Annotated in this window: 39 protein-coding genes; 34 read left to right on the top strand and 5 right to left on the bottom strand. The window is 41.1% G+C overall.

The features are described from left to right. Positions 1-94: 94 nt before the first annotated feature. The 4 genes from FZF09_RS21900 to FZF09_RS21885 form a co-directional block, all read right to left on the bottom strand. Positions 95-1285 (bottom strand): tyrosine-type recombinase/integrase, encoded by a 1191-nt coding sequence (locus FZF09_RS21900; protein WP_158738663.1) that lies wholly within the window; start codon positions 1283-1285, stop codon positions 95-97. 1 nt (position 1286) lies between these two features. Beyond that, positions 1287-1763, bottom strand: coding sequence for an ImmA/IrrE family metallo-endopeptidase (locus FZF09_RS21895; RefSeq protein ID WP_158738662.1), 477 nt, complete (start codon positions 1761-1763; stop codon positions 1287-1289). Positions 1764-1993: 230 nt separating this feature from the next. After that, positions 1994-2677: a hypothetical protein gene (locus tag FZF09_RS21890; protein WP_158738661.1), complete on the bottom strand. Its 684-nt coding sequence runs from the start codon at positions 2675-2677 to the stop codon at positions 1994-1996. 77 nt (positions 2678-2754) lie between these two features. Beyond that, on the bottom strand, positions 2755-3132 hold the full coding sequence (locus FZF09_RS21885) for a helix-turn-helix domain-containing protein (protein WP_158738660.1): 378 nt from the start codon (positions 3130-3132) through the stop codon (positions 2755-2757). Positions 3133-3287: 155 nt separating this feature from the next. Here FZF09_RS21885 and FZF09_RS21880 point away from each other — a divergent pair, with 155 nt between their 5' ends. Beyond that, entirely contained in the window at positions 3288-3533 is a 246-nt protein-coding gene (locus FZF09_RS21880; protein ID WP_233269601.1) for a helix-turn-helix transcriptional regulator, read from the top strand. Between the two features lie 13 nt (positions 3534-3546). On the opposite strand, the gene FZF09_RS21875 is transcribed toward FZF09_RS21880, so the two are convergent. Beyond that, a complete protein-coding gene (locus FZF09_RS21875; RefSeq protein ID WP_158738659.1) occupies positions 3547-3756 on the bottom strand; it encodes a hypothetical protein in 210 nt (69 codons plus the stop codon). A 57-nt stretch (positions 3757-3813) separates the two neighbouring features. Between FZF09_RS21875 and FZF09_RS21870 the strand changes: the two genes are divergently transcribed. From FZF09_RS21870 to FZF09_RS21715, 33 genes are all read left to right on the top strand, one after another. Then, positions 3814-3981, top strand: coding sequence for a helix-turn-helix domain-containing protein (locus tag FZF09_RS21870; RefSeq protein ID WP_158738668.1), 168 nt, complete (start codon positions 3814-3816; stop codon positions 3979-3981). Between the two features lie 81 nt (positions 3982-4062). Then, positions 4063-4338: a helix-turn-helix domain-containing protein gene (locus FZF09_RS21865; protein WP_158738658.1), complete on the top strand. Its 276-nt coding sequence runs from the start codon at positions 4063-4065 to the stop codon at positions 4336-4338. Positions 4339-4342: 4 nt separating this feature from the next. Further along, positions 4343-4507, top strand: a complete 165-nt coding sequence (locus tag FZF09_RS21860) for a hypothetical protein (RefSeq protein WP_158738657.1) — start codon at positions 4343-4345, stop codon at positions 4505-4507. A 164-nt stretch (positions 4508-4671) separates the two neighbouring features. Continuing rightward, positions 4672-4827, top strand: a complete 156-nt coding sequence (locus FZF09_RS21855; protein WP_158738656.1) for a hypothetical protein — start codon at positions 4672-4674, stop codon at positions 4825-4827. Beyond that, on the top strand, positions 4817-5026 hold the full coding sequence (locus FZF09_RS21850) for a hypothetical protein (protein ID WP_158738655.1): 210 nt from the start codon (positions 4817-4819) through the stop codon (positions 5024-5026). Before FZF09_RS21855 ends, FZF09_RS21850 begins: the two co-directional genes overlap by 11 nt. A gap of 4 nt (positions 5027-5030) precedes the next feature. Further along, complete coding sequence (locus tag FZF09_RS21845) at positions 5031-5201, top strand: hypothetical protein (RefSeq protein WP_158738654.1); 171 nt, start codon at positions 5031-5033, stop codon at positions 5199-5201. 87 nt (positions 5202-5288) lie between these two features. Beyond that, the gene (locus FZF09_RS21840) at positions 5289-5459 is read left to right on the top strand and encodes a hypothetical protein (protein WP_158738653.1); all 171 of its coding nucleotides are present in this window, start codon (positions 5289-5291) and stop codon (positions 5457-5459) included. Positions 5460-5463: 4 nt separating this feature from the next. Continuing rightward, on the top strand, positions 5464-6435 hold the full coding sequence (locus FZF09_RS21835; protein ID WP_199256845.1) for a hypothetical protein: 972 nt from the start codon (positions 5464-5466) through the stop codon (positions 6433-6435). Then, positions 6371-7180 carry a PD-(D/E)XK nuclease-like domain-containing protein gene (locus FZF09_RS21830; RefSeq protein WP_233269600.1) on the top strand — a complete coding sequence of 270 codons (810 nt, stop codon included), beginning with the start codon at positions 6371-6373 and terminating at the stop codon, positions 7178-7180. Before FZF09_RS21835 ends, FZF09_RS21830 begins: the two co-directional genes overlap by 65 nt. 172 nt (positions 7181-7352) lie before the next feature. Then, positions 7353-8246 (top strand): replication protein, encoded by an 894-nt coding sequence (locus tag FZF09_RS21825; protein WP_158738652.1) that lies wholly within the window; start codon positions 7353-7355, stop codon positions 8244-8246. Then, the gene (locus tag FZF09_RS21820; protein WP_158738666.1) at positions 8128-8964 is read left to right on the top strand and encodes an ATP-binding protein; all 837 of its coding nucleotides are present in this window, start codon (positions 8128-8130) and stop codon (positions 8962-8964) included. The genes FZF09_RS21825 and FZF09_RS21820 overlap by 119 nt, the downstream gene beginning before the upstream one ends. Beyond that, positions 8957-9130: a hypothetical protein gene (locus tag FZF09_RS21815; protein ID WP_158738651.1), complete on the top strand. Its 174-nt coding sequence runs from the start codon at positions 8957-8959 to the stop codon at positions 9128-9130. Before FZF09_RS21820 ends, FZF09_RS21815 begins: the two co-directional genes overlap by 8 nt. Positions 9131-9181: 51 nt before the next feature. Then, the gene (locus FZF09_RS21810) at positions 9182-9331 is read left to right on the top strand and encodes a hypothetical protein (protein ID WP_158738650.1); all 150 of its coding nucleotides are present in this window, start codon (positions 9182-9184) and stop codon (positions 9329-9331) included. Between the two features lie 204 nt (positions 9332-9535). Next, positions 9536-9829, top strand: a complete 294-nt coding sequence (locus FZF09_RS21805; protein WP_158738649.1) for a hypothetical protein — start codon at positions 9536-9538, stop codon at positions 9827-9829. After that, the gene (locus tag FZF09_RS21800) at positions 9826-10203 is read left to right on the top strand and encodes a hypothetical protein (protein ID WP_158738648.1); all 378 of its coding nucleotides are present in this window, start codon (positions 9826-9828) and stop codon (positions 10201-10203) included. Before FZF09_RS21805 ends, FZF09_RS21800 begins: the two co-directional genes overlap by 4 nt. Next, entirely contained in the window at positions 10200-10418 is a 219-nt protein-coding gene (locus FZF09_RS21795; RefSeq protein WP_199256844.1) for a DUF1653 domain-containing protein, read from the top strand. Before FZF09_RS21800 ends, FZF09_RS21795 begins: the two co-directional genes overlap by 4 nt. Beyond that, positions 10415-10630, top strand: coding sequence for a hypothetical protein (locus FZF09_RS21790; RefSeq protein WP_158738646.1), 216 nt, complete (start codon positions 10415-10417; stop codon positions 10628-10630). Before FZF09_RS21795 ends, FZF09_RS21790 begins: the two co-directional genes overlap by 4 nt. Next, complete coding sequence (locus FZF09_RS21785; protein WP_158738645.1) at positions 10627-11250, top strand: dUTP diphosphatase; 624 nt, start codon at positions 10627-10629, stop codon at positions 11248-11250. Before FZF09_RS21790 ends, FZF09_RS21785 begins: the two co-directional genes overlap by 4 nt. Next, positions 11250-11408, top strand: coding sequence for a DUF6011 domain-containing protein (locus tag FZF09_RS23425; RefSeq protein ID WP_370514520.1), 159 nt, complete (start codon positions 11250-11252; stop codon positions 11406-11408). Before FZF09_RS21785 ends, FZF09_RS23425 begins: the two co-directional genes overlap by 1 nt. Further along, entirely contained in the window at positions 11380-11586 is a 207-nt protein-coding gene (locus FZF09_RS21780; protein WP_158738644.1) for a hypothetical protein, read from the top strand. The genes FZF09_RS23425 and FZF09_RS21780 overlap by 29 nt, the downstream gene beginning before the upstream one ends. Further along, positions 11567-12094: a Holliday junction resolvase RecU gene (locus FZF09_RS21775; RefSeq protein WP_158738643.1), complete on the top strand. Its 528-nt coding sequence runs from the start codon at positions 11567-11569 to the stop codon at positions 12092-12094. Before FZF09_RS21780 ends, FZF09_RS21775 begins: the two co-directional genes overlap by 20 nt. A gap of 9 nt (positions 12095-12103) precedes the next feature. Continuing rightward, entirely contained in the window at positions 12104-12346 is a 243-nt protein-coding gene (locus tag FZF09_RS21770; RefSeq protein WP_158738642.1) for a hypothetical protein, read from the top strand. 104 nt (positions 12347-12450) lie between these two features. Continuing rightward, positions 12451-12636 (top strand): hypothetical protein, encoded by a 186-nt coding sequence (locus FZF09_RS21765; RefSeq protein ID WP_158738641.1) that lies wholly within the window; start codon positions 12451-12453, stop codon positions 12634-12636. 44 nt (positions 12637-12680) lie between these two features. Continuing rightward, positions 12681-12857: a hypothetical protein gene (locus FZF09_RS21760; protein WP_158738640.1), complete on the top strand. Its 177-nt coding sequence runs from the start codon at positions 12681-12683 to the stop codon at positions 12855-12857. Positions 12858-12923: 66 nt separating this feature from the next. Beyond that, positions 12924-13406: a helix-turn-helix transcriptional regulator gene (locus FZF09_RS21755; protein ID WP_158738639.1), complete on the top strand. Its 483-nt coding sequence runs from the start codon at positions 12924-12926 to the stop codon at positions 13404-13406. A 101-nt stretch (positions 13407-13507) separates the two neighbouring features. Further along, positions 13508-13867: an HNH endonuclease signature motif containing protein gene (locus tag FZF09_RS21750; RefSeq protein ID WP_158738638.1), complete on the top strand. Its 360-nt coding sequence runs from the start codon at positions 13508-13510 to the stop codon at positions 13865-13867. Next, the gene (locus FZF09_RS21745) at positions 13857-14036 is read left to right on the top strand and encodes a hypothetical protein (protein ID WP_158738637.1); all 180 of its coding nucleotides are present in this window, start codon (positions 13857-13859) and stop codon (positions 14034-14036) included. The genes FZF09_RS21750 and FZF09_RS21745 overlap by 11 nt, the downstream gene beginning before the upstream one ends. A 65-nt stretch (positions 14037-14101) precedes the next feature. Next, positions 14102-14629 (top strand): P27 family phage terminase small subunit, encoded by a 528-nt coding sequence (locus FZF09_RS21740; RefSeq protein ID WP_158738636.1) that lies wholly within the window; start codon positions 14102-14104, stop codon positions 14627-14629. Then, positions 14619-16169, top strand: a complete 1551-nt coding sequence (locus tag FZF09_RS21735) for a terminase large subunit (protein ID WP_158738635.1) — start codon at positions 14619-14621, stop codon at positions 16167-16169. The genes FZF09_RS21740 and FZF09_RS21735 overlap by 11 nt, the downstream gene beginning before the upstream one ends. Before the next feature lie 12 nt (positions 16170-16181). Further along, the gene (locus tag FZF09_RS21730) at positions 16182-16355 is read left to right on the top strand and encodes a hypothetical protein (RefSeq protein WP_158738634.1); all 174 of its coding nucleotides are present in this window, start codon (positions 16182-16184) and stop codon (positions 16353-16355) included. Then, a complete protein-coding gene (locus FZF09_RS21725) occupies positions 16321-18324 on the top strand; it encodes a phage portal protein (RefSeq protein ID WP_158738633.1) in 2004 nt (667 codons plus the stop codon). The genes FZF09_RS21730 and FZF09_RS21725 overlap by 35 nt, the downstream gene beginning before the upstream one ends. A 13-nt stretch (positions 18325-18337) precedes the next feature. Continuing rightward, positions 18338-19093: an HK97 family phage prohead protease gene (locus FZF09_RS21720; protein WP_158738632.1), complete on the top strand. Its 756-nt coding sequence runs from the start codon at positions 18338-18340 to the stop codon at positions 19091-19093. Between the two features lies 1 nt (position 19094). Then, the gene (locus tag FZF09_RS21715; RefSeq protein WP_233269599.1) at positions 19095-20336 is read left to right on the top strand and encodes a phage major capsid protein; all 1242 of its coding nucleotides are present in this window, start codon (positions 19095-19097) and stop codon (positions 20334-20336) included. The last annotated feature ends 44 nt before the right edge of the window (positions 20337-20380 follow it).

Below are 20380 nucleotides of genomic sequence, written 5' to 3'. Positions count from 1 at the left end.
CGTCATAGAGGGGTTTTTTACATATTCGAAGAAAAGAGTAAACGTCACTTGTAAGTATTTATAGGTGTTCTTGTTGACCATTTGTTGACCAAATTTAGGAATTTCTGATTTCCTTCTTCGTAAAGATATCATTTATTTTATTCGCTGCTTCTTGATCGGCAGCTTCTAACACATGACCATATGTGTCCATTGTAATTCGAATATCAGCATGGCCAAGTCTTTCTGAAATAACTTTTGCATGAACTCCTTGATTAATTAAAAACGTTGCGGACGTGTGCCTTAAATCATGAAGCCGGATGTATCTTATGTTTTTACGTTTCGTGAATCTTTTCCACCAGGTAGTGGGAGTTGTGGGATAAAAATGTGTACCATCATCATTGCAAAACAACCAATTATGATTGTTTTCTTTCCAACGATCACGTGCATCAGATCGCATTCTGGTGTTTTCCATGTGCAGCTGTTTCAAAAGGAGCATAATGGAATCTGGTACAGTGACCACTCGTGTTGACTTGTATGATTTTGGGTCTTTTAATAAAGCTCGTCCTTTTTCACCGCGCACGATGGATTGATCAATGCGGATTTGTTTTTTATCCCAATCAATCTTGTCTGTTTCTAACGCTAAATTCTCCCCGCGTCTAAAACCGCAAGCCAAAGCAAGCGATATAAACACTTGCCAGTGAATGGGTTCGGTCTCCATTTCTTTAAAAATCCCCTCTACCTCTTGTTCATCATACACATGATCATTCACTTTTCGTTTCTCTGCTTTAGGACGCTCTACTTTTGCCACGATGTTTTCTTGAACGAATTCCCATTTCGCAGCACGTTCGAAAACATTACGCATGACCCTGTACGCATATTGAATCGTGGAGCCGGATAGTTCTTTTTCCTTTTTTAAATCAGACAGAAAATCAAGTATGTGCTTGGGCTTTATTTGTTCTAACCTCATATCACCAAATACAGGTAAAATGTGTACTTTTAAGTGGCTCTTATATGATTCCAGAGTACCTGGAGAAAGGTTATCTTCCGCGTAATTTTTTTCCCAATGTTTGACGAATTCGTTTAAAGACATTTTTTCTGGTTTGATGTATTCACCTGACTCTACTTCCATTTGAAATTTATAGAGTTCTTTTTCGATATGATCGTTAAGTCTCTTCTTGGTTCGAAGGAGCTTTTTATCTTCAATTTTTATCGTTTTAGTCTTTTTTCTCCTTCGGCCGTTTGCATCATAACCAAGTTCTGCTACAAGTAAAAAAGAATTGTCGCCACGTCTTTGATAGCTTGCCATTTTATCCCCTCCCCATAATCATATAATTATTAAATTTTTGAGAATAAAAGTGCTCTAATCGTTTTAGGGCAAAATCATGCTCGACATTAAATAGATTTGAAATATAACAGACAGAATGATTGAAAATCTTAGGAAGTTTAATGTCTTGAAGCATAAATGTTGGCACACAGAAGTGGCGAGCAAAGTGATCAGCCTGCCATTCCTGGTAATCAATAAAAGGCTGTGGTAGATTGGTATGATTTCCGGCGTGTCGGAGAACATGACAAATTTCATGTCCGAAGTCTTGCCATTCTCGTTGTGTATTGGACCGTTTAAGAACCAAGACGTTACCGAAACTGAAACTTGATGATGTGCTGTACTCGAGAAATATATTTAATCGATTGGCAATGTATTCAATGTCTAATTGTTCAGGGTAATATAGGTTCAACTGTTGGTATAAACAGTTAATGTAATCTTCTAAATGACTATAGACACACACGGAAGTGCCCCCTTTTTCGCTGACAAACGTACGTTCGGTCACAGAATAAAAGAAAAGCCCATATCAATGGGCATTTACAACCTTTTGTTAACGAGAATAAAGCCAATTCCTGATAAAAATGCAGTAATTGAGGCTATGAAACTAGCAATAGCTATGTCCCCAAACATAGCAAAACTAATCAAACTACCAAGAACTCCGATCAATATTAATAGAAAACCAATAATTTTCATTTAATTATCCAACTTCACTTCAATATCAACTTCTTCTCCAATTTCTTCCCAATCTTCATTTTGTGGGGCGGTCCACACCATCCGAACCGATTCTACATCTTCGGCATTAGAATTTTCTAATATATAAAAGAAACTACCGGAATCTTTTGTCCCTGCCATCATTTCACCTTCAATATGATCAGACAACAACATATCTGATTCGAGTTGCTCTCCAGTGTTGGTTGATATAGTAGCCTGACCTGAGTAGAATGTAATATCTTCTTCACTCGTGTTTTCAACTTCAATATCTAACTGTATATAATTCAATTCTTCAGTTTCAAACATGTCTTGATAATCAGGTTTAATGTCACCGGAAGCAGCATTAACTTGTGTGATGTTCATATTCACTGGACCGGTTTCAATTGGTTCGACTTCGTTTTGACGAGCATGGAGTGTAAATTCGCCAGCTTCATTTTCAACAGACTCTCCCACTTCTGTATCAAAGCCATCGTCAGAAGATTCTTCATTTTCTTCTTCAACGTCCGCTTCATTTTCTTCAGTCTCATTTTCCTCAGTGGTTACTTCGTTTTCATTTACCTCTTCGTTACTAGATCCTGATGTTTCATCTTCAGTATTAGATTCTTCCCCGCACGCAGTAAGGACTAATAAAGCAGATAGTCCAATGGAAACAAGATATTTTTTCATAAAAAGCCCCCTATAGTAATAGTTTGATAGTACTAGATATATATTATCAGAAATGGAATAATATGGCAATTATCATGTTATTTGTCGTTATTTTTGTCTCCATATTTAAACTTTATGTACTTCATCATTTCAAGAGCTTCTTCTTTTTGTTCATCCGTCATGTTCTTCCAGTCCTTGAACATGAGATCGGTTCGTGGATCATTGAATTCTTCTCTTACAGATGTATCCTCATTAGATGGGATATCAGAAAGCCCCATTAAGTAATCAGTTGTACATTCATAATAATCAGCTAGCTTTCTTATGGTTTCTATGTCAGGCTCAACCCTACCATTTTCATAATGCGAATATCTGGCCCTAGACAACCCTACTGCATTGGCCACATCTTCTTGGGTTTTACCTTTTTTATCCCTTAAATTTCGGGCTCTTTCCCCGAAAACATTTTCTTTTGGTTTCACGGCCAACACCTCTTTTCACCTCCACATTATAAACGAATAGCGATAAAAAAAGTATCAATGATAAAAAAGTTTTCAAAAAATCGTTGACGATAAAAATTTTATCAAATATAATAAGATCATAGATAAAAAAGTTATCAAAAAGGCGGTGAACTACTTTGGAAAGAAAGATCTTGGTACAACTTAGAAATGACAACAATCTTACACAGGAACAGCTAGGTAAAGAAATCGGCATATCAACTGTCTATGTGCGAAAGTTAGAAAAAGGTGTTGTTGATCCTGGAATAAATACTATGATTAAATATGAAAAATTTTTTAACAAAGATATGAAGAAACTCTTCCCAGATATTTTTTTTGATAGTAATGATAAAAAATTTATCAAAAATGAAACCACATCAGCATAGGAGGATAGATAAATCAACAACCATTCACACCATACAACCGGCCGTTTTCATATCGAACAAGACCATCTTCGTTGAGGTTCTGGAACGTTTTCACTACTTCATAAAGTTCAACATCTGGGAGGTAGACTTCCCATAATTCGATGACAGAAACACTTACAAGTCCATCTGTCACAGCTTCAGTTAAAAGAAACAATTCGCGGTATAGGTTGTTATCGATGTCCAACACTCCTTTTGTACAAATAAAATCACATACCAGGAGGTGATCGCCTTGCCAAACACCATGGACGTAAAAGAAGTTTCCGAATATTTGAGAACGAGTACAGACACGATTTACGACATGGTAAGAAAGAAAGAAATTCCTCATTTCCGAGTAAGGAGACGAATCTTCTTCCATAAAGAAAAAATCGATAATTGGGTAATGAATCAACCAACCATGGATGCTATCTAAATTAAGTATATATCTTCATGTTTTGGTATCCCATTCCAATGATGAATATTCCAATCTGGAATATTGGGAGGAGGTGAAGGGATGGATTTCGGTGCTATTCTGAGAGCTTGCCGATCGCGTGCCGGTCTGACACAAGAAGAATTGGCGCATCGGTTACACATCAATCAGTCGGATGTCTCGAAATACGAGAAAGATCTTAAAGAACCGTCTATGAATTTATGCCAAGCCTGGGTGCAAAATACACAGTCTCCAGAAGTGATGGTTGCTTTTATTTACGGCGTAGAAGGATTGAATATGATAAATCAAATTATGAGCACAGTCGGAAGTACAATCAGCATGATTTTAATAGGAGGTTAAAAAAATGAAGATAAGCTATGAATTACTTGATTACGTGGGAGATGCAGATTTACACACCAAGTTGAAAGACGTGGAGTATTCAACAGATTTGCGAGAAGTGGTGACCGTGGGGTTCATGATGGAAAAAGAAAATGAAAAAGCACCTGCTGTGGGGCCAGCAAGTGCTTAGTTGGGGATTGGTATTAAATTCATTTTAGCACTTTGGTTGATAACCTGGCAAGTCGGATTTGTGGCTGGCTTGCCGTTGGGCTCATGACTACATATCCCTCTTGACGGTTTATTCCCCCGGTCGTGAGCCCGACGGTGCGCCAGCACCAGAAAGAAGGTGACATAGTGCGGGTAGACGTCAGTAATCTTTTATGGGAAATGCAAAAGCAAGTAGGAGTGCAAGAAGCAAGAGAATTGATCTCTTTGAAAACCGTAGAAGTTGAGTCGTTGCTGACTTACATTGACTATCTGGAACAGGAGGTAGAAAGAAATGTCGGTTGAAAACGCAATGGTGTTGCCTAATGGATATGGTTTTGCAGATCCGCAAGAACATGAACCAGAAGTGATTGGAACATGCTCTGGTTGCCAGGAAGAAATATTTGATTATGACGAAGCGTTTCAGTTTGGTGATGATCTGCTTCACGATGAAAACGCCTGCGCCGGTGAATATATCCGAAAATATGCAGAGAACGTGGGGTGAGAGCATGATTACTGAAAAAGAAATCAACTTTTATATTGTCAATCATCTGGACGTTCTTGGAGTAGAAGAAGGATTAGATCAAGTAGCACATCGATTAGCTTTCAATAAAGAAGTTGTGCGAGGTATTTACTTCAACGTGAAAGGTAAAGAAAAAGCCAACCAGATGGCGGTCTGATTGGCAAGGGGTGATTCGCTCAATAAAATGTTGTTGCTTTTATTGTATGCGAATCTCCCCCAAAAATGCAAGAGGGAGGAATAACCAATGAAACCGTATCGTGAATTACCAGTAAGCAACGATCCATTTGATATGTGGCGTTTAGGACAAGCAGGAGGAAAGATTTCTTATTCCAAAACAGGACAAGCTTTCTTTCGTTTTGATACGAAAGCGCAGTTTCAAAAATATATGGAATTAAATAGTCAAAGAGGAGCGTGATCTTTTGAATCAACTAACACAACAATTTGAAAATCAAGCGCAACCACAAGGACAAGGCGGCATTATGGCCCAATCTTCCAGCAGTCGTGAAATGGAAGAAGTCAAAGGGCAAATATTCATGGCCAAGCAGTTTCCACGAAATATCTTCCAATCAGAGCAACGTATTTTAGATAACTGCAAACGCCCATCTTTAGCAGAAGTAGCTATCTATCAATATCCACGTGGCGGTACAAGAGTGGAAGGACCGTCAATACGTTTAGCTGAGGTTCTTGCTCAAAACTGGGGAAACCTTTCTTTCGGAGTAAAGGAACTGGAACAACGTGAAGGGGAGTCCACAGCAATGGCTTATGCCTGGGACTTAGAAACCAATGTACGGCAGGAAAAAACCTTCACAGTGAAACACAGCATGAAGGCCAAAGGAAAAATTAAAAAGCTTGATGATCCACGTGATATATACGAGAAAGTAGCAAATGACGGTGCTAGACGAGTGCGTGCTTGCATCTTAGGTGTTATACCAGGCGACATTGTAGAAAAAGCAGTCCTTCAATGTAATAACACCATAAAAGGTAACAGCGAAAAGCCGTTAAAAGAACGGATTAACAACGCTCTCGTAGCTTTCAAAGAAAAATATAGAGTAACGCAGGAAATGATTGAAGATCGATTTGGATACAATGCCGATGCTTTCACAGAACACGATTATGTAGAGCTTATTAAGATATTCAACTCTCTGAAAGACGGCATGAGCAAGCCAGATGATTGGTTTAACAAGGAAGCCAAAAACAAAAAAGAAAGTGCTTTAGCTAAAGAGTTTAAATCAGACAGTGAAGCTAACAAAGAACCTAAAAAAGAAAACAAAAAGCCTTCTTCTAAAAAAGACGAAAAGAAAGAAGATAAAGAGGCGGTGACAGCTAATGGCAACGCCAGAGAAGCAGTTGAATTTGAAGGCGACACATTACCATTCGAAGAAAGCGAATAAACAATATATGTCTGTCTCTCAATTTAAGAGTTTTTTGGATTGCGAGGCACGAACGCTGGCAGAAATCAAGGGGGATCACATTCCCCCTGTCACTGCCCCTTTAATTGTCGGCTCTTATGTTCATGCAGCATTTGAAAGTCCAGAAGCTTTTGCTGACATTGAGGAACAGTACAACGATATTATTTTCAAAAAACGCGGCGGGAAATACGCCGATTTCGAAACAGCAGACCGAATGATTACAGCTGTAAAGAACGATCCGTTTGCCATGTTTGCTATGGAAGGTGAAAAAGAAAAAGTTTTTACAGCTGATCTGTTCGGAGCAACATGGAAAATCAAAGTGGATTCTATCAATCATGATCGAAAAACTTTTACCGATCTCAAGACAACACAGGATATTTACAAGCGGTACTGGTCATCAAAATATGAAGGATGGACCTCTTTCATGGAAGCCTGGGATTATGTTTTTCAAATGGCTATTTACAGAGAGATATTATTTAAGAACTTAGGAGTACATTACACGCCATATGTAGTGGCTGTCACCAAAGAGAATCCACCAAATAAAGCAGTGCTTCATATGGAACCTTCACGCTTTGATTTTGAGCTTGAATATGCAGAAGCCATGATAGATCGAATGCTTCAACTAAAAAACGAAGAAGAAACACCTGAACGCTGTGAAAAGTGTGTGTACTGTCGAGAAACAAAGCAGCTGAAAGACACGATAGAAATTGGAGATTTGATTTACTAATGCGTTATAAAATACCGATCCCGGTCTTCTACGTTAGTCTGACAGAAGGCAGCAGAGACCGGGGACGGCTCTTTAAACAGTATGTCCGAAGTTATATAAAAATGAATCATCCAGACATGGAATTAAAGAAAATTGAAGGGTTAAACGCTATTTGTGAGAGGAGGGAGTAATTATGCCGGCTAATCCGCAAAAAGAAAACGGCTTTACTGGTATAGCAAATGAAATATTTGATGTTATTGCTCAGTGTAAATTCAACGGAACACAGTTTAGGCTACTCACTGTTATTTGGCGTTACACATACGGTTTTCAGCGGAAGAGCCACCCCTTCTCTCAATCTTTCTTACACGAAAAAACGGGATTAAGTAAAGACTCTATTAAAAGAGGTATTAAAGGGCTTATTGATAAAAAGGTGCTGATTGTTGTAAAAAAAGCTACTTTTTCAAATCCACGAGAGCTTATGTTTAATAAATATTATAACGATTGGTTAATCGAAAAAGATGAACCTAAAACAGAAGAAAGCCCCCAGGGTGATGAAGTAGAGGGAGGGGGGCAAACTGCACCCACCCCAGGGGGAGGAAATGCACCCACCCCAGGGGGCAATTTATCCCCCCATATAAATAAAGAACTTAAAGAAAGTAATAAAGAAATACAACTACAACAACACGCGCGTGATTATCAAACTGCATATGAGCTATTTGAAAATACAATAAGCGTGATGCCAAACCAGATACAACAAAATCAATTAATCGAATGGATTAAAACTTTAGGAGATGATTTTGTTTATCGTGCCATTGAAGTAGCTTGTTTAAATGCGAATGGTCCACCAACGTTTAGGTGGCTGAAATATTTGATTGAAGAATGGACCGGTAAAGGAGCTCGCTCTCCTGATGATATTGACCGGTTACAAGAAGAGTTCCAGAAAAAGAAAAGCAGAGGTGATCCAGGCAATGGAAAAGCTGCAATTCCAAGATATCATGGACAAACTTCGAGCCAGAGCCGAGGAAGTCAGGAACGATCCATCACGGGAGGGCAAGTCGGCTGGATCAAACCAGGGAAACGAGCCTGATTATGACTGCCCCAAATGCAAGGATAAAACCGGATATATTGCCGTGAAAAACGGCGCGGAAGTATGGGTCCAGTGCAGCTGCATTGAGTGGAGAAGAGCGCAAAAACTCATGCGTTCAAGTGAAATCACAAATGATTTTAAGAAGCTAGGCTTTCAAAACTTTCGAACCGAAGGGAAGCCTGAATTGATAAAGGGTGCTTACGAATGTGCACTAAGCTATTTTCGTAGTTTCAATGAAATTAAAGGGGAACGTCAAAACAGTATTGCTCTTTTAGGACAGCCGGGGGCAGGAAAAACCCACTTGTTAACGGCCATAGCAAATAATTTAATTCGTAAAAAGCGCGTAGGTGTTCAGTATTTCCCATATGTCGAAGGATTCAATGACCTGAAAGACGATTTCGACAAACTGGAAGAAAAAATGGAGCGTATGAAAAGGACCGAGGTGCTTTTTATCGATGATTTATTTAAGCCCACTGGAAAAGACAAAAAGCCCCGTGCAACGGACTGGCAAATTGAACAGACTTACGCTGTTATCAATCACCGTTACTTAAATCATATGCCTGTCCTTATCTCTTCAGAACTGCCAATTGATCAACTTGTTGAAGTTGACGAAGCTCTGGCAACTCGTATTTATGAAATGTGCAAAGATTATCTGGTGCTCATCCAGGGTGATAAATTCCAGCTTAATCACAGATTGGAGGACATGTCTAATGCTTGAGTCAGCTATTTATTTTCCCGCACGAAAACGTCCGGAACACGCTAAAAAAGCCAGAAGGAAGCATTTACTCCGCATGTTGGCAGAGAATGAAAAAAAGCTGCGCGAATGGGAGAAAAATGGCTATACCTCTCCAAATATCATTTTACGAGACAAACGGGAGGCTTGATAAGACTGAAACTGCTGGTATCACAAGAAAACATTGGAAGAAGGTGGACTAATGGAATTACGACGACAAGTTTTGCTGCAGGAACTTCAAGAACAAGGTTTCTACTTGGCCATAGATGGAAGGCTGCTAAGTGAATTGTCGCTTGAGGAGCTGGAGATAGAACGAGTTCGGCTTCCTGAATTAAGAGAGGTGGAAGCATGAGCACGCCAATCACTCTGATCTGTCGATGCTGCGGAAAGCGACTTGATACCAACTACATTCCGCAAGATTGGCAGATCGACAGGAAAGCAGGAACGATGGAGAACCCGATCTCATGTGGAGAATGTTCGAGGGAAACGGCTTAGCAATTAGTTCGGACGCGGCCATACAGGAAATTAGAATCAAAATAGAGGAGGGCAAGCATCAATGGAAAACGCCAGTTTAAAAAGCCATAAACAATCAGTTACAAAAATCGAAAAACATTATTTTAAAAGAGAATTCGGCAGCACTTATATAGTCAATGAAGATTTAGAACATGTGTTTACGAAGGATGAAGTGAAGCTGTTTGATATGTTGTGGAAAGAAGGGCGTTCGTTAAAAAACATTGCTACGTATTTTAAGCGAAATCCAGATGAAATGTTTTTACTGCTTTTCGATAGGGTGAGAAAGAAGCCGAAAATGAAAGTAGATTGGGAGCAAATCTGGAGGGATGTGGGATGAACGAATGTAAACAGATGACCGTATGGGCGTTAGCCTTTACCAGTGACATGCAGATGATCGACACCGCCAGGAACGGAAACGAGGGCGAATGTACAGGTGAAGAAGGAAACTGTGGCTGTACTCATCCAGAGAAAAATTTGATCTCAACCATGACGATCCAAGACCTAGAACGAACAGAAACCGTATTACTCACTCATTCCCCTTGCGAAACGTGCGCGTTTGAACTCTACTACAACATGAAATTACAGCACGTTTTCTACAAAGAAGAATACCGCAAAACAGACGGGATCGAGTTTCTGCAGTTAAAAGGGATCGAAACTAGAAAAGTAGATTGGACAAAATGGCCTATAGAGCAGGAGAGGGTGACGGGATGAAAAGGCCGAAACGCGGCGAATTTTACCGGCATTTTAAAGGTAACACTTACTATATCGTTGGTTTATCACGGCACACGGAAACAGGGGAGATATTAGTAACCTATAAGAGTTTCAAAGAACCAGATCAAATACCGCACTCCAGGCCGTTAGAACAGTTTATGGATATACACCCAGAACATAAAGTAAAACGGTTCGAAAAGGTGGAGATTGAATGAAAGAAACATTTACGACGGAAGATGGTTGCGAACTTCGATATTTGAAAAGTGTATACGCTCTGACATTAGATGATGCTTACAAGAAGATGAAAGATTTATTGAGTGGTGATATGCGGTGTGCTTTGCGTCCGATTCGGATTGAAACAGTTGGCTTTTTTGCACCCCCAAGATACGAAATATTAATCTATGACTATGAGAAGGTGGCTGAATGAACCTAAAACCGTTATTTGAGGAGCAGAGAGAACTGGACGAGAAGATTGTTAAGCAGAAGGGCTTAGAAGGGCAGGATTTACTACCAAAGAAAATATTAGCTCTCCAAGTGGAATTAGGGGAGCTTGCTAATGAGTGGAGAGGGTTTAAATTTTGGAGTAAAGACCAAGAACCTAGAACATGGTTTCCTGATCCAAAAAATGTTTGTGAAGTGTGCGACGGTCAAGGATATACAAATCCGCATTTATCTTTTGTTGAAAGGACGTTATGTAAAAATTGCGATGGTTGCGGTGTTCATTTCAACAATCCACTCCTAGAAGAATACGTAGACTGCCTTCATTTCATCTTGTCGATTGGGTTAGAGTTAGGGTTTGAACATCACGACGAAATTGAAAGCGCGAATTTAGAAGATACAACAACGGATATGTTTACCCTTTTGTTTGAAACGGTATCAGAAATACGTTTTGGAGAAAAAAAGGATAGCAAAAGATTTAGTTATTTAGCGTTGTTCATGCCGTTTATACAGTTAGGGGAACGATTAGGTTTCACTTGGGACCAAATAGAACAAGCCTACCTAGATAAGAACGCCACGAACCATGAAAGACAGGTGACGGGATACTAATGAAATGCGTGAAATGTGGCCGGAAACTCAAAGACAAGAGAAGCCAAGAACGTGGTTACGGTCCCGTTTGTTGGAAGAAGTCCAAAGAAGATCCAAACTTAGTGGACATGCTGAGAGAAGGTGACGAAGATGATACAAGTCAATCACAAGGAGCGTAACAGCGCGGAAGTGTACTGGAATGATGCGCCGGTCGCCATGCTCTATAACATGCAGGACAGTGTAGTCTATAAGATGCTCACGGATGGCACGGATCATGTAGCAGTCAACCCGGACGTGGCTTTACAGGAAATTAGAGCAAAGATGGAGGGGGAAGAGCATGAAATCCGGACAGGGTAAAAGAGGCATGGTCTTTGAAGAGATTTTGAATACTGCCAATCTTCAGTATAAAAACAAAGGTGTTGCTCTGATATCAAAAAGGGCAACCCCTATAAAGGTGCTGCAAACAAAAGGCGTTCACATTCTCAAAGCGGTGTGGGAATCAAAAAGCACCGTTGATTATGACGGAGTATACCACGGGCGCTCCATTCAATTTGAAGCGAAGACATCAGGCAAGAAACGATTTGATTTGAACATGCTTACAGATGGACAGATCGCTTTTCTGGACCAAGCAGAAAAACAAGGGGCCATTAGCTTTGTGCTCGTTGAAATTAGACCAATGAACAGTGTCTATTTCATTCCTAACAACATGCTTCAAAAGTACGTGAGAGACTCCAAAAAAGGCGGGAGAAAGTCCATTCCTCTTGATGAGTTAGAAATTTATGCGGATGAAGTAGGACAGGGCAGAGGGATTGTTTTGGATTACCTGGCTGTGGTGGACAAGCATACAAAAGCACTCTCAGGGTGAGGTGGGAGAATGATTAAAAAATTCGAAAATAACACACCGGTCATTGTGTTGAAGCAAGGAAACCATTACCAGCAAAAAGGGGAAGTTATCAGGACGTTCGACGACGCAGAAGTTTTAGTGAAGATGGTTAACCAAAAGGGACGGTTGGAACGGTTTAAGGAATCTGATTTAAAACATGATGTGGATACGATTTTACGTCAGATACATGCAAGGCAAGGGAAGTTGTTAGGCGAAGAAAAGGCAGATCAATGAGTTATGTAGAAGCGCTGATGTTAATTACAGTGCTTGTACTGATGACTTGGGTTACAGATAGGTGAATAGTAGACCGATGATGTGTAGTAAAAGGAGGATTTGAAGTGGACGAAAAAGAGCGTTTAGAGTATTTGCTAACCTTTCATAAAAGCTTGACCGAACAGATGAAATGTACTGATTTTCATAAGCATGGCAACTGGAAGACAGACAGAACATGGGGCACCTTGCGTGATACGGAAAAAGAGATTGTCGAAATACTAAGAATCAATGATAAACCACATGTCTACTAATACACATTCCGACGAAACTGTACAGAAGCGAAAGGGTGAAGGACATGAACCAAATCGATTGGCAAAAACACGTAATTCGGGGCGAGCTGTCCAGTGACATAAAAGAACGGAAAATGACGCCAGAAGAAATGGCTTGGGTGGAACAAATTAAAGATCAAAGAAAGTTTCAAAGAGGCCCCAGAAGAAAAGTAAATCCGACTTGGCCAAAACAAAGGAAATAACAAAAGTCGCCCCTCTCAGGACGACTCGTACAGGCTAATGCGATTATACCACAGGGAGGGGCTCTCATGGAAAGGCAATATATTGAGTCATTATTGAAAGATTATCACTGGATGATGAATAGCATTAAGCTCCTTCGTGAATCTATGGAGAGTGCCGGAGAGAAACTCACAGCTCAATATGGACTGGAGGCATCAATGCCAAAGGCTCAAGGTGGAGGAAATAGTGATCCGGTACTGCAGGAAACCGTTAGAAGGGAAAAACGATGGAAAAAAGTTGCCGAATATGAAAAAAAGGTTAAGATCCTCCAGGATCGTATCCATAAAGTTACGGATGATCGTGAAGTGGAAGTGCTGCACTGGATGCTTGAAGGGAAATCGTTACGGTGGATTGGCAGGCATATGGCCCTTTCCCCTTCTCATACAAGACGATTGAAAGACGCCGTTGTCGATCGGTTAAATGAACCAAATGGCACAAATGGCACAGATGGCACAAAAGGCGCAAATGGCACAAAAGGTTCGTCTTTGCAAGAACAAAAAAGCTATGTGTAAAATCAAAGGCAGGACGGGGAGGCATCGTTCCCCAGGTCGAAAACAGAATATAGAGCAACAATCAGACCCTGACGGGTCTTTTTTATTTGGAGTGAAAAAACATGCCAGTTAAACCAAAGCGTCCGTGTAATAGGACTGGATGCAACACTTTGACAACAGAGCGGTTTTGCCGAGAGCATCAACAAATATACCGAGCAGAACAGGATAAGCACCGAGGTTCATCAACACAACGCGGCTATGATGCACGTTGGAGAAAAGCAAGGCGCTACTACTTAAAACGCCATCCATTATGTGTTCATTGTTTGCAAGAGAATGTTTATGCTCCTGCTGATGTCGTTGACCATATTACACCACACCGAGGTGAACACGAATTGTTTTGGGATGAGGATAACTGGCAGTCGTTGTGTACGTATCATCATAATGTTAAGACTGCAAAGGAGGATGGAGGCTTTGGAAACTAATCGCAATTCTACACTAGAAATTACCATTGAGACCAATCTGGATGAAGTGCAAGAAAAACTAAACGTCATTGAAGAGCAATTGGATCGTATTGGTGAGAAGATGGATAAGGTTTGTGACCATCAAGTATTGGGGAGGGCGGGGCAAATTTCTACAGAATCAGCGCCATAGACCGTTGGGGCAGTCTCGCGTAAATTTTTTTCGCAAAATAAAAAGCTTTTAGGGGGTGGAAGGTAATGGCAGGAAGGAACAGTAAACCGACTCAACTGATTAAGTTGGAGGGAAACAAAGACCGGCGGACAAAAGCAGAACTTGAGCACCGGGAAAAAGCAGAGAAAGCTTTGTACACCGGAACCACTTTTAGAGAAGATCCAGTCACGAAGGAAGATCCTGTTGCCCATAAAGAATTCCTTCGCCTCCGAAAGCTGTATAAGAAAATAGAATTTGTTGACGGACTGGATCAAGCAACTATTAATCGTTATTGCCAATTAAAAAGCCAGGAACATATGCTACATGATTTGTATGTTGGTATTAAAGAGCACATGGAAACCATGCCGAACATTCAAAAGAAAATGACGATGTACGATGAGTTAAAAGAAGTGCTAAGTAAGCAGAACCAAGTTCGTGACAAACTATTGAAATTGGAAGATCGTCTGTTCTTAAACCCGGTTGCTCGTATGCGTTCCATACCAAAACAACCAGAAGAGAAGAAAGAGAAAAGCCCAATGGCTAATTTCTTGGAGAGAAAGAAAAATGGTTCATGATAAAGAAAGAGCAATGGAGCCTATTGAGTTTCTGCAGATGCTGAAACTGACAGACGATTTTCATGGAAAGCCGTTTGTATTGATGGATTGGCAGCATGAAGTGTTATGGGATGTATACGGAACGGTAACCGATGAAGGATATAGGCAATATCGTTATGCTTATCTGGAGATACCAAAGAAAAACGCAAAAACGACAACGATTGCTGGGCTCGCTGTTTATCATTTAACGTGTGACGGTCCAGAAGGACAAATTTATTGCTGTGCTGCTGATCGTCAACAAGCAACATTAGTTTATAAGGCCGCGAGAAGTATGATTGATCAAGACGAGACTCTAGGTGATTTGTTAAAGATCACAGACAGCCGTAAAGAAATTGAAAACGTGGAAACTGGTACAATTTTAAAAGTATTATCTGCAGAAGCGTACTCAAAACACGGTATTAACCCCACAGTCGTCATATTTGATGAACTTCATGCACAGCCTAACCGTGATTTGTGGGATGTTATGACGTTTGGTGCAGGGGCAGCGCGTAAAGAACCTCTTTGGTGGGTGATTACAACGGCAGGAGATGATCCAGACCGGCACAGTATTGGATGGGAAGTTCATGAATACGCCGAACGACTCATTGATGGAGAAATAGAAGATCCGAATTGGTATGCGAAGATATATGCTGCTCCAGAAGACGCTGATATTTTCGACGAAGAGACTTGGTATAAAGCAAACCCTTCGCTTGGTAAAACCATTGACATTCAAACCATACGCCAAGAGTCGATTGCAGCCAAAAACAGTGAATCCTCTGAAAGACTGTTCCGTTGGCTGCGGTTGAATCAGTGGATTTCTTTAAAACGTGTTGGTTGGCAACCGCTGACACTCTGGGATGAGACTAACGGTGAATGGGAGCTTTCTGAATTAGTCGGAAAAAAATGTTATCCCGGTTTAGACTTATCAAGCACAACGGATATTACTGCAGCGTGTTATTTGTTTCCTCCACAGGACGGCCTGTCAGATTGGCGGGCTGTTTTTGATGCCTGGATACCGGAAGACAGCATGAAAGAACGGGTCAAGCATGACAAAGTACCGTATGACAAGTGGGTCAATCAGAAATATATACATGCTACGCCGGGCAATGTCGTCGATTATGAGTTTGTGGAAAGTCGTATTATCAGTGCTAGTAAACAATACAACATGCAAACGTTAGGGACGGATCCATGGAACAGTAGGATGTTAACTCAAAGATTGATGAAAGCTGGAGTAGATGTGGTTGAAGTACAGCAGAATATTAAAAATATGAGCCCTGCTATGAAAACACTTGAACATTTATTTAAAACAGGAAATTTCACTCATGAGAAAAACCCAGTAGCACGTTGGTGCTGGGGGAATGTAGTGGTATCAACAGACGGAAACGAAAACATTAAACCAATGAAAAACAAATCGAAAGAACGGATTGACTTAACCGTTGCGATGATTAACGCAATGGCAACAGCTATGCTGTTTGAAGATGTAGAATCTGTTTATGAAGACCGCGGTGTTAGAGCTTTTTAAGGAGTTGGTCTGGTGGATGGAAGCGATGTATTAATCATTATAGGAATTTTACTTTTTGGCGCTGGACTATTTTTAATATATCCAACGCTTTTATTATTTTTTGCTGGAATTGTTTTTGTGTTCATCGGCTGGACTAGAGGGGAGGTGAATCATGGGTCTGATCAGAAACGCAATACAGAAACGTAGTAATTTAGCCAATCCCGATCCGTGGATGCTTAATATATTTCGAAATGGCAAGTCAAAAACCGGTGTGAACGTCAATGAAATGAAGGCCATGCAGTCTACGGCTGTTTTTGGGTGTGTGCGTGTCATTTCAGAAACGCTTGGATCTCTTTCTTTTCCGGTATATCGGAGATTGAATCCACGCGGGAAGGAAAGAGCGCGTGACCATCATTTGTATGACATGCTGCAGAACCGACCTAATAATGAAATGACAGCCTTTACCTTCAGAGAAACCATGACAGCGCATTTGTGTCTATGGGGAAACGCTTATGCTGAGATAGAGTATGATGGGGCAGGGCGTCCGCGTGCACTATGGCCATTGTTACCAAATCAAACATGGCCAGAAAGAGACCCGAGGACAAAGGAAATCTTTTATCACGTAACCTTGCCGGATGGAAGGTATATAAAAATGGACAAAGCCCGGGTGCTTCATATACCTGGTCTTTCAATGAACGGATTAACCGGACTTTCTCCTATAGGAATGGCGCGCGAGGCCGTTGGATTAGCCTTGGCTACGGAAGAATTTGGTGCTAATTTCTTTGAAAATGGCACGAATGTTGGTGCAGTAGCAGAGCATCCGGGTAAATTATCGGAGCAAGGAGCCAAAAATTTACGGGATAGTGTCAATGCTACGTATTCCGGTCTTGGGAAAAGTCACCGTTTAATGCTTCTTGAAGAGGGTATGAAATTTCAAAAGATCGGTATTCCTCCGAATGACGCCCAATTTTTAGAAACAAGAAAGTTCCAAAAGAACGAAATAGCAAGTGTGTTTCGGGTCCCACCACATATGCTGGCAGATTTGGAGAGAGCTACCTTCTCCAACATCGAACATCAATCCATTGAGTTTGTTACGCATACGATGGGGCCGTGGCTAAAAAGATGGGAACAAACAATTAACACAAAACTATTCGGTCGTGATGGGAGAAAACATTATTTTGCAGAGTTCTTGGTTGATGCGTTACTTCGGGGAGATATAAAAACACGTTATGAAGCGTATGCCGTTGGTCGTCAAAATGGGTGGTTGTCTGCCAATGATATTTTAGAAATGGAAAATAAAAACCCGATTGGTGAGCAGGGTGATGTGTATTTGGTTCCACTTAATATGGTTCCGGCTGAACAGGTCACTAGCACAACTCAGCAAAACGACCCTGCGGAACCGCCAAGTGGCGAACGATCGATCAGATCAACAACCACCAGAACACAACTGCAAGGTGTTGAAATTCGAAAAAGGACCACGAGCAGCTATAAACGTATATTCGAAGAAACGTTTCTACGTATTATCAAAAGAGAAGAAGCCGACATTATGCGTCAAGCTCGTAAGCAATTACGTAATGCAGAGCATTTTAGTACATGGTTATCAGACTTTTACAGAGAGCATGAACAGTTTTTCCGACAACAGATGCTGCCTGTAATGATGTCTTTTGCAGAAAACATATATGCTCAAGCATCTAACGAGGTAGGAAGTGAAGAAGATGAAATGACATCGAGCACCGTAGATTTTATTAAAGAATATGTTGAGTTACTCAGTAGTCGCCATAATGGAAAATCAGTAAAAAAACTAAGAAAAATACTGGAGAGCGAAGCAGAAGACGCAGAAATCGAGGAAAGATTACAGGAAACATTTGACGATTGGAAAGAGGACAGAATAAAACAAGAAGCCAAAGAGGAAGTAACACGTGCCGGAAGCGCAATTGCTAAAGAAGCTTGGGTTGTAGCAGGAATAACGCTCATGCGTTGGGTCTCTGACGGTTCGTCCTGTCCGTATTGTGAGGAATTAGACGGAAAAGTAGTAGGGATCAAGTCGTCTTTTGTTCAGCAAGGAGAAGATTTTAACCCAGAAAATGCAGAAGGTGCATTAACCCCTTCCTCCAATATCAGTCATCCACCATTGCATAATGGGTGCGAATGTTCAATAGCTGCAGAAGCCAGTTAGAAAGGGTGAAATTATGAAGAAACCACTGGAATTACGGTCAGCGCCAACTCAAACGGAACGAAGGTCATTTGATTTAACAAAAGTAGAAGTGCGAGAAGAAGGCGACAAAAAGAAAGTGAGGGGTTATGCTGCTGAATTTGAAAAATTATCTGTCCGGTTGTGGGGTTTTCGTGAAAAAATCCGTAAAGGTGCTTTTGAGAAGTCACTTAGAGAAGGCACAGTCAAGGCATTGTGGAATCACAACACAGATATGGTTCTTGGCAGCACCAAAAATTCCACCTTGAGCTTATGGGAAGATGATAGAGGTCTTGCTTTTGAATTGGAAATGCCGGATACATCGTGGGGAAGAGATGCTTTATCATCCATCGAACGCGGCGATGTAGACGGAGTGAGTTTTGGTTTTGAAGTGGTCGCTGATGAATGGGATCACAATAATCCAGACGAAGCAATAAGAACATTAATAGATGTGAGGTTGCACGAAATAAGCCCCACGCCATTTCCAGCGTATCCACAGACCAGCGTTTCTGCTAGGTCTATTTTTTATGCTGCAGGAATTGATTATGATGGCGTTTCCGAAGCTATAACACGGTCTGAAAAGGGTGTTTCGTTGGCCGATTCGGACAAAGAATTAATACGAAACACTATAAAAATATTAGAAAACTATGCCGGTGACGAACAGGCGGGCGCATCGGCAGAGCAAGAGGCGCAGGCGCGTAGTATTGTACAAAAAGAACGCGAATTAAAATTACTAGAAAGCGAGGTCGTTTAATATGACAATGCAAGAAATCTTAGAAATGAAACAAAAGCGTGCAGCATTGGTGAAAGAAGCTAGAGGGATTTTGGATAAAGCAAAAGGAGAAAAACGTGATTTAACAGCAGAAGAAGAACAGCAATATGATCGCATTATGGCCGATGTGGATAAACGCGGAAAGCAAATACAGCGTGAAGAGCAGATGGCCGGTATTGAAAATGAGCTGGAACAGCGCGGCGGTCGTCAAACACATCAAGATCCTAATGCAGAAACAGGGAAACAAGAACAAAGAAATGTTCATCCACGTGCTACTGAAGAATATCGTTCTGCCTTTTGGCGTGCTCAACGTGCGGGTCGTAATGCACTAAGTGCCGAGCAATATGATCAACTGATGCATCCAGAAGTGCGTTCCCTCGCGGTAGGAACTGACAGTGCTGGCGGGTACACGGTGCCGGATGAGTTTGAACGTCAACTTGTTCAAGAATTAGAAGATCGTAATATTATGCGCGGGCTTGCTACCGTGATTTCTACGTCTTCTGGTTCTCGTGAAATCCCTGTAGAAGCAGATAAAGGCTCGGCGTCTTGGTTAGATGAAGAAGCATCTTATTCTGAATCAGATGCTGAATTCGCACAGAAGGTGATCGGGGCGCATAAACTAGGTCGCATCATGAAAGTATCTGAAGAATTGCTGAATGACTCGGCGTTTAACATTGAATCTTATGTCCGTAATGCTTTTGCTCGATCGTTTGCAGAAGCAGAAGAGGCAGCATTCGTAAACGGCGATGGTACCGGGAAACCTACTGGCCTTTTCCGTGATGCAGAAACAGGACCAACAGCTGCAGGTACCGATTCGATCACCACAGATGAACTCATTGACCTATTCCATTCCTTGCGCCGTCCATATCGCCGCCGTGCTACATGGATGATGGCGGATTCAACAGCAAAAGCCATTCGTAAACTCAAAGATGCGAATGATCAATACATCTGGCAGCCTGGATTACAAGCTGGACAAGCCGATCGTATTCTTGGTCGTCCATTGGCTATTTCGGACAATTCCCCTAGTATGGATACAGATAACACGCCAATTGCTTTTGGTGATTATAGCTATTACTGGATTGCAGATCGTCAAGGACGCGTCATGCAACGTTTGGACGAGCTATATGCTGCAAACGGACAGATTGGGTTTAGACTCCGTCAAAGGGTCGATGGGAAATTAATTCTCACTGAAGCTGTGAAACTATTGAAAATGGCATCTGCATAATAATGAGTGAGGGGCAGGGGAACCTGCTCCTTTTCTTTAGAAAG

Source organism: Alteribacillus sp. YIM 98480 (assembly GCF_009765375.1).
Taxonomy (GTDB): Bacteria; Bacillota; Bacilli; order Bacillales; family Marinococcaceae; genus Alteribacillus.
Note: the sequence above shows the minus strand (reverse complement) of the source record. Positions and strands in the feature narration are given on the sequence as shown.

What these genes read in the sequence shown, in the direction of transcription:
- FZF09_RS21830 (WP_233269600.1), top strand. Translation starts at nt 6,371, where the DNA reads ATGGCAACGCCAGAGAAGCAGTTGAATTTGAAGGCGACACATTACCAT.
- FZF09_RS21820 (WP_158738666.1), top strand. Translation starts at nt 8,128, where the DNA reads ATGGAAAAGCTGCAATTCCAAGATATCATGGACAAACTTCGAGCCAGA.
- FZF09_RS21870 (WP_158738668.1), top strand. Translation starts at nt 3,814, where the DNA reads ATGGACGTAAAAGAAGTTTCCGAATATTTGAGAACGAGTACAGACACG.
- FZF09_RS21720 (WP_158738632.1), top strand. Translation starts at nt 18,338, where the DNA reads ATGAAGAAACCACTGGAATTACGGTCAGCGCCAACTCAAACGGAACGA.
- FZF09_RS21800 (WP_158738648.1), top strand. Translation starts at nt 9,826, where the DNA reads ATGAACGAATGTAAACAGATGACCGTATGGGCGTTAGCCTTTACCAGT.
- FZF09_RS21850 (WP_158738655.1), top strand. Translation starts at nt 4,817, where the DNA reads ATGTCGGTTGAAAACGCAATGGTGTTGCCTAATGGATATGGTTTTGCA.
- FZF09_RS21845 (WP_158738654.1), top strand. Translation starts at nt 5,031, where the DNA reads ATGATTACTGAAAAAGAAATCAACTTTTATATTGTCAATCATCTGGAC.
- FZF09_RS21860 (WP_158738657.1), top strand. Translation starts at nt 4,343, where the DNA reads ATGAAGATAAGCTATGAATTACTTGATTACGTGGGAGATGCAGATTTA.
- FZF09_RS21900 (WP_158738663.1), bottom strand. Translation starts at nt 1,285, where the DNA reads ATGGCAAGCTATCAAAGACGTGGCGACAATTCTTTTTTACTTGTAGCA.
- FZF09_RS21865 (WP_158738658.1), top strand. Translation starts at nt 4,063, where the DNA reads ATGGATTTCGGTGCTATTCTGAGAGCTTGCCGATCGCGTGCCGGTCTG.
- FZF09_RS21805 (WP_158738649.1), top strand. Translation starts at nt 9,536, where the DNA reads ATGGAAAACGCCAGTTTAAAAAGCCATAAACAATCAGTTACAAAAATC.
- FZF09_RS21775 (WP_158738643.1), top strand. Translation starts at nt 11,567, where the DNA reads ATGAAATCCGGACAGGGTAAAAGAGGCATGGTCTTTGAAGAGATTTTG.
- FZF09_RS21785 (WP_158738645.1), top strand. Translation starts at nt 10,627, where the DNA reads ATGAACCTAAAACCGTTATTTGAGGAGCAGAGAGAACTGGACGAGAAG.
- FZF09_RS21890 (WP_158738661.1), bottom strand. Translation starts at nt 2,677, where the DNA reads ATGAAAAAATATCTTGTTTCCATTGGACTATCTGCTTTATTAGTCCTT.
- FZF09_RS21770 (WP_158738642.1), top strand. Translation starts at nt 12,104, where the DNA reads ATGATTAAAAAATTCGAAAATAACACACCGGTCATTGTGTTGAAGCAA.
- FZF09_RS21760 (WP_158738640.1), top strand. Translation starts at nt 12,681, where the DNA reads ATGAACCAAATCGATTGGCAAAAACACGTAATTCGGGGCGAGCTGTCC.
- FZF09_RS21810 (WP_158738650.1), top strand. Translation starts at nt 9,182, where the DNA reads ATGGAATTACGACGACAAGTTTTGCTGCAGGAACTTCAAGAACAAGGT.
- FZF09_RS23425 (WP_370514520.1), top strand. Translation starts at nt 11,250, where the DNA reads ATGAAATGCGTGAAATGTGGCCGGAAACTCAAAGACAAGAGAAGCCAA.
- FZF09_RS21755 (WP_158738639.1), top strand. Translation starts at nt 12,924, where the DNA reads ATGGAAAGGCAATATATTGAGTCATTATTGAAAGATTATCACTGGATG.
- FZF09_RS21790 (WP_158738646.1), top strand. Translation starts at nt 10,415, where the DNA reads ATGAAAGAAACATTTACGACGGAAGATGGTTGCGAACTTCGATATTTG.
- FZF09_RS21735 (WP_158738635.1), top strand. Translation starts at nt 14,619, where the DNA reads ATGGTTCATGATAAAGAAAGAGCAATGGAGCCTATTGAGTTTCTGCAG.
- FZF09_RS21750 (WP_158738638.1), top strand. Translation starts at nt 13,508, where the DNA reads ATGCCAGTTAAACCAAAGCGTCCGTGTAATAGGACTGGATGCAACACT.
- FZF09_RS21840 (WP_158738653.1), top strand. Translation starts at nt 5,289, where the DNA reads ATGAAACCGTATCGTGAATTACCAGTAAGCAACGATCCATTTGATATG.
- FZF09_RS21740 (WP_158738636.1), top strand. Translation starts at nt 14,102, where the DNA reads ATGGCAGGAAGGAACAGTAAACCGACTCAACTGATTAAGTTGGAGGGA.
- FZF09_RS21815 (WP_158738651.1), top strand. Translation starts at nt 8,957, where the DNA reads ATGCTTGAGTCAGCTATTTATTTTCCCGCACGAAAACGTCCGGAACAC.
- FZF09_RS21795 (WP_199256844.1), top strand. Translation starts at nt 10,200, where the DNA reads ATGAAAAGGCCGAAACGCGGCGAATTTTACCGGCATTTTAAAGGTAAC.
- FZF09_RS21715 (WP_233269599.1), top strand. Translation starts at nt 19,095, where the DNA reads ATGACAATGCAAGAAATCTTAGAAATGAAACAAAAGCGTGCAGCATTG.
- FZF09_RS21825 (WP_158738652.1), top strand. Translation starts at nt 7,353, where the DNA reads ATGCCGGCTAATCCGCAAAAAGAAAACGGCTTTACTGGTATAGCAAAT.
- FZF09_RS21780 (WP_158738644.1), top strand. Translation starts at nt 11,380, where the DNA reads ATGATACAAGTCAATCACAAGGAGCGTAACAGCGCGGAAGTGTACTGG.
- FZF09_RS21725 (WP_158738633.1), top strand. Translation starts at nt 16,321, where the DNA reads ATGGGTCTGATCAGAAACGCAATACAGAAACGTAGTAATTTAGCCAAT.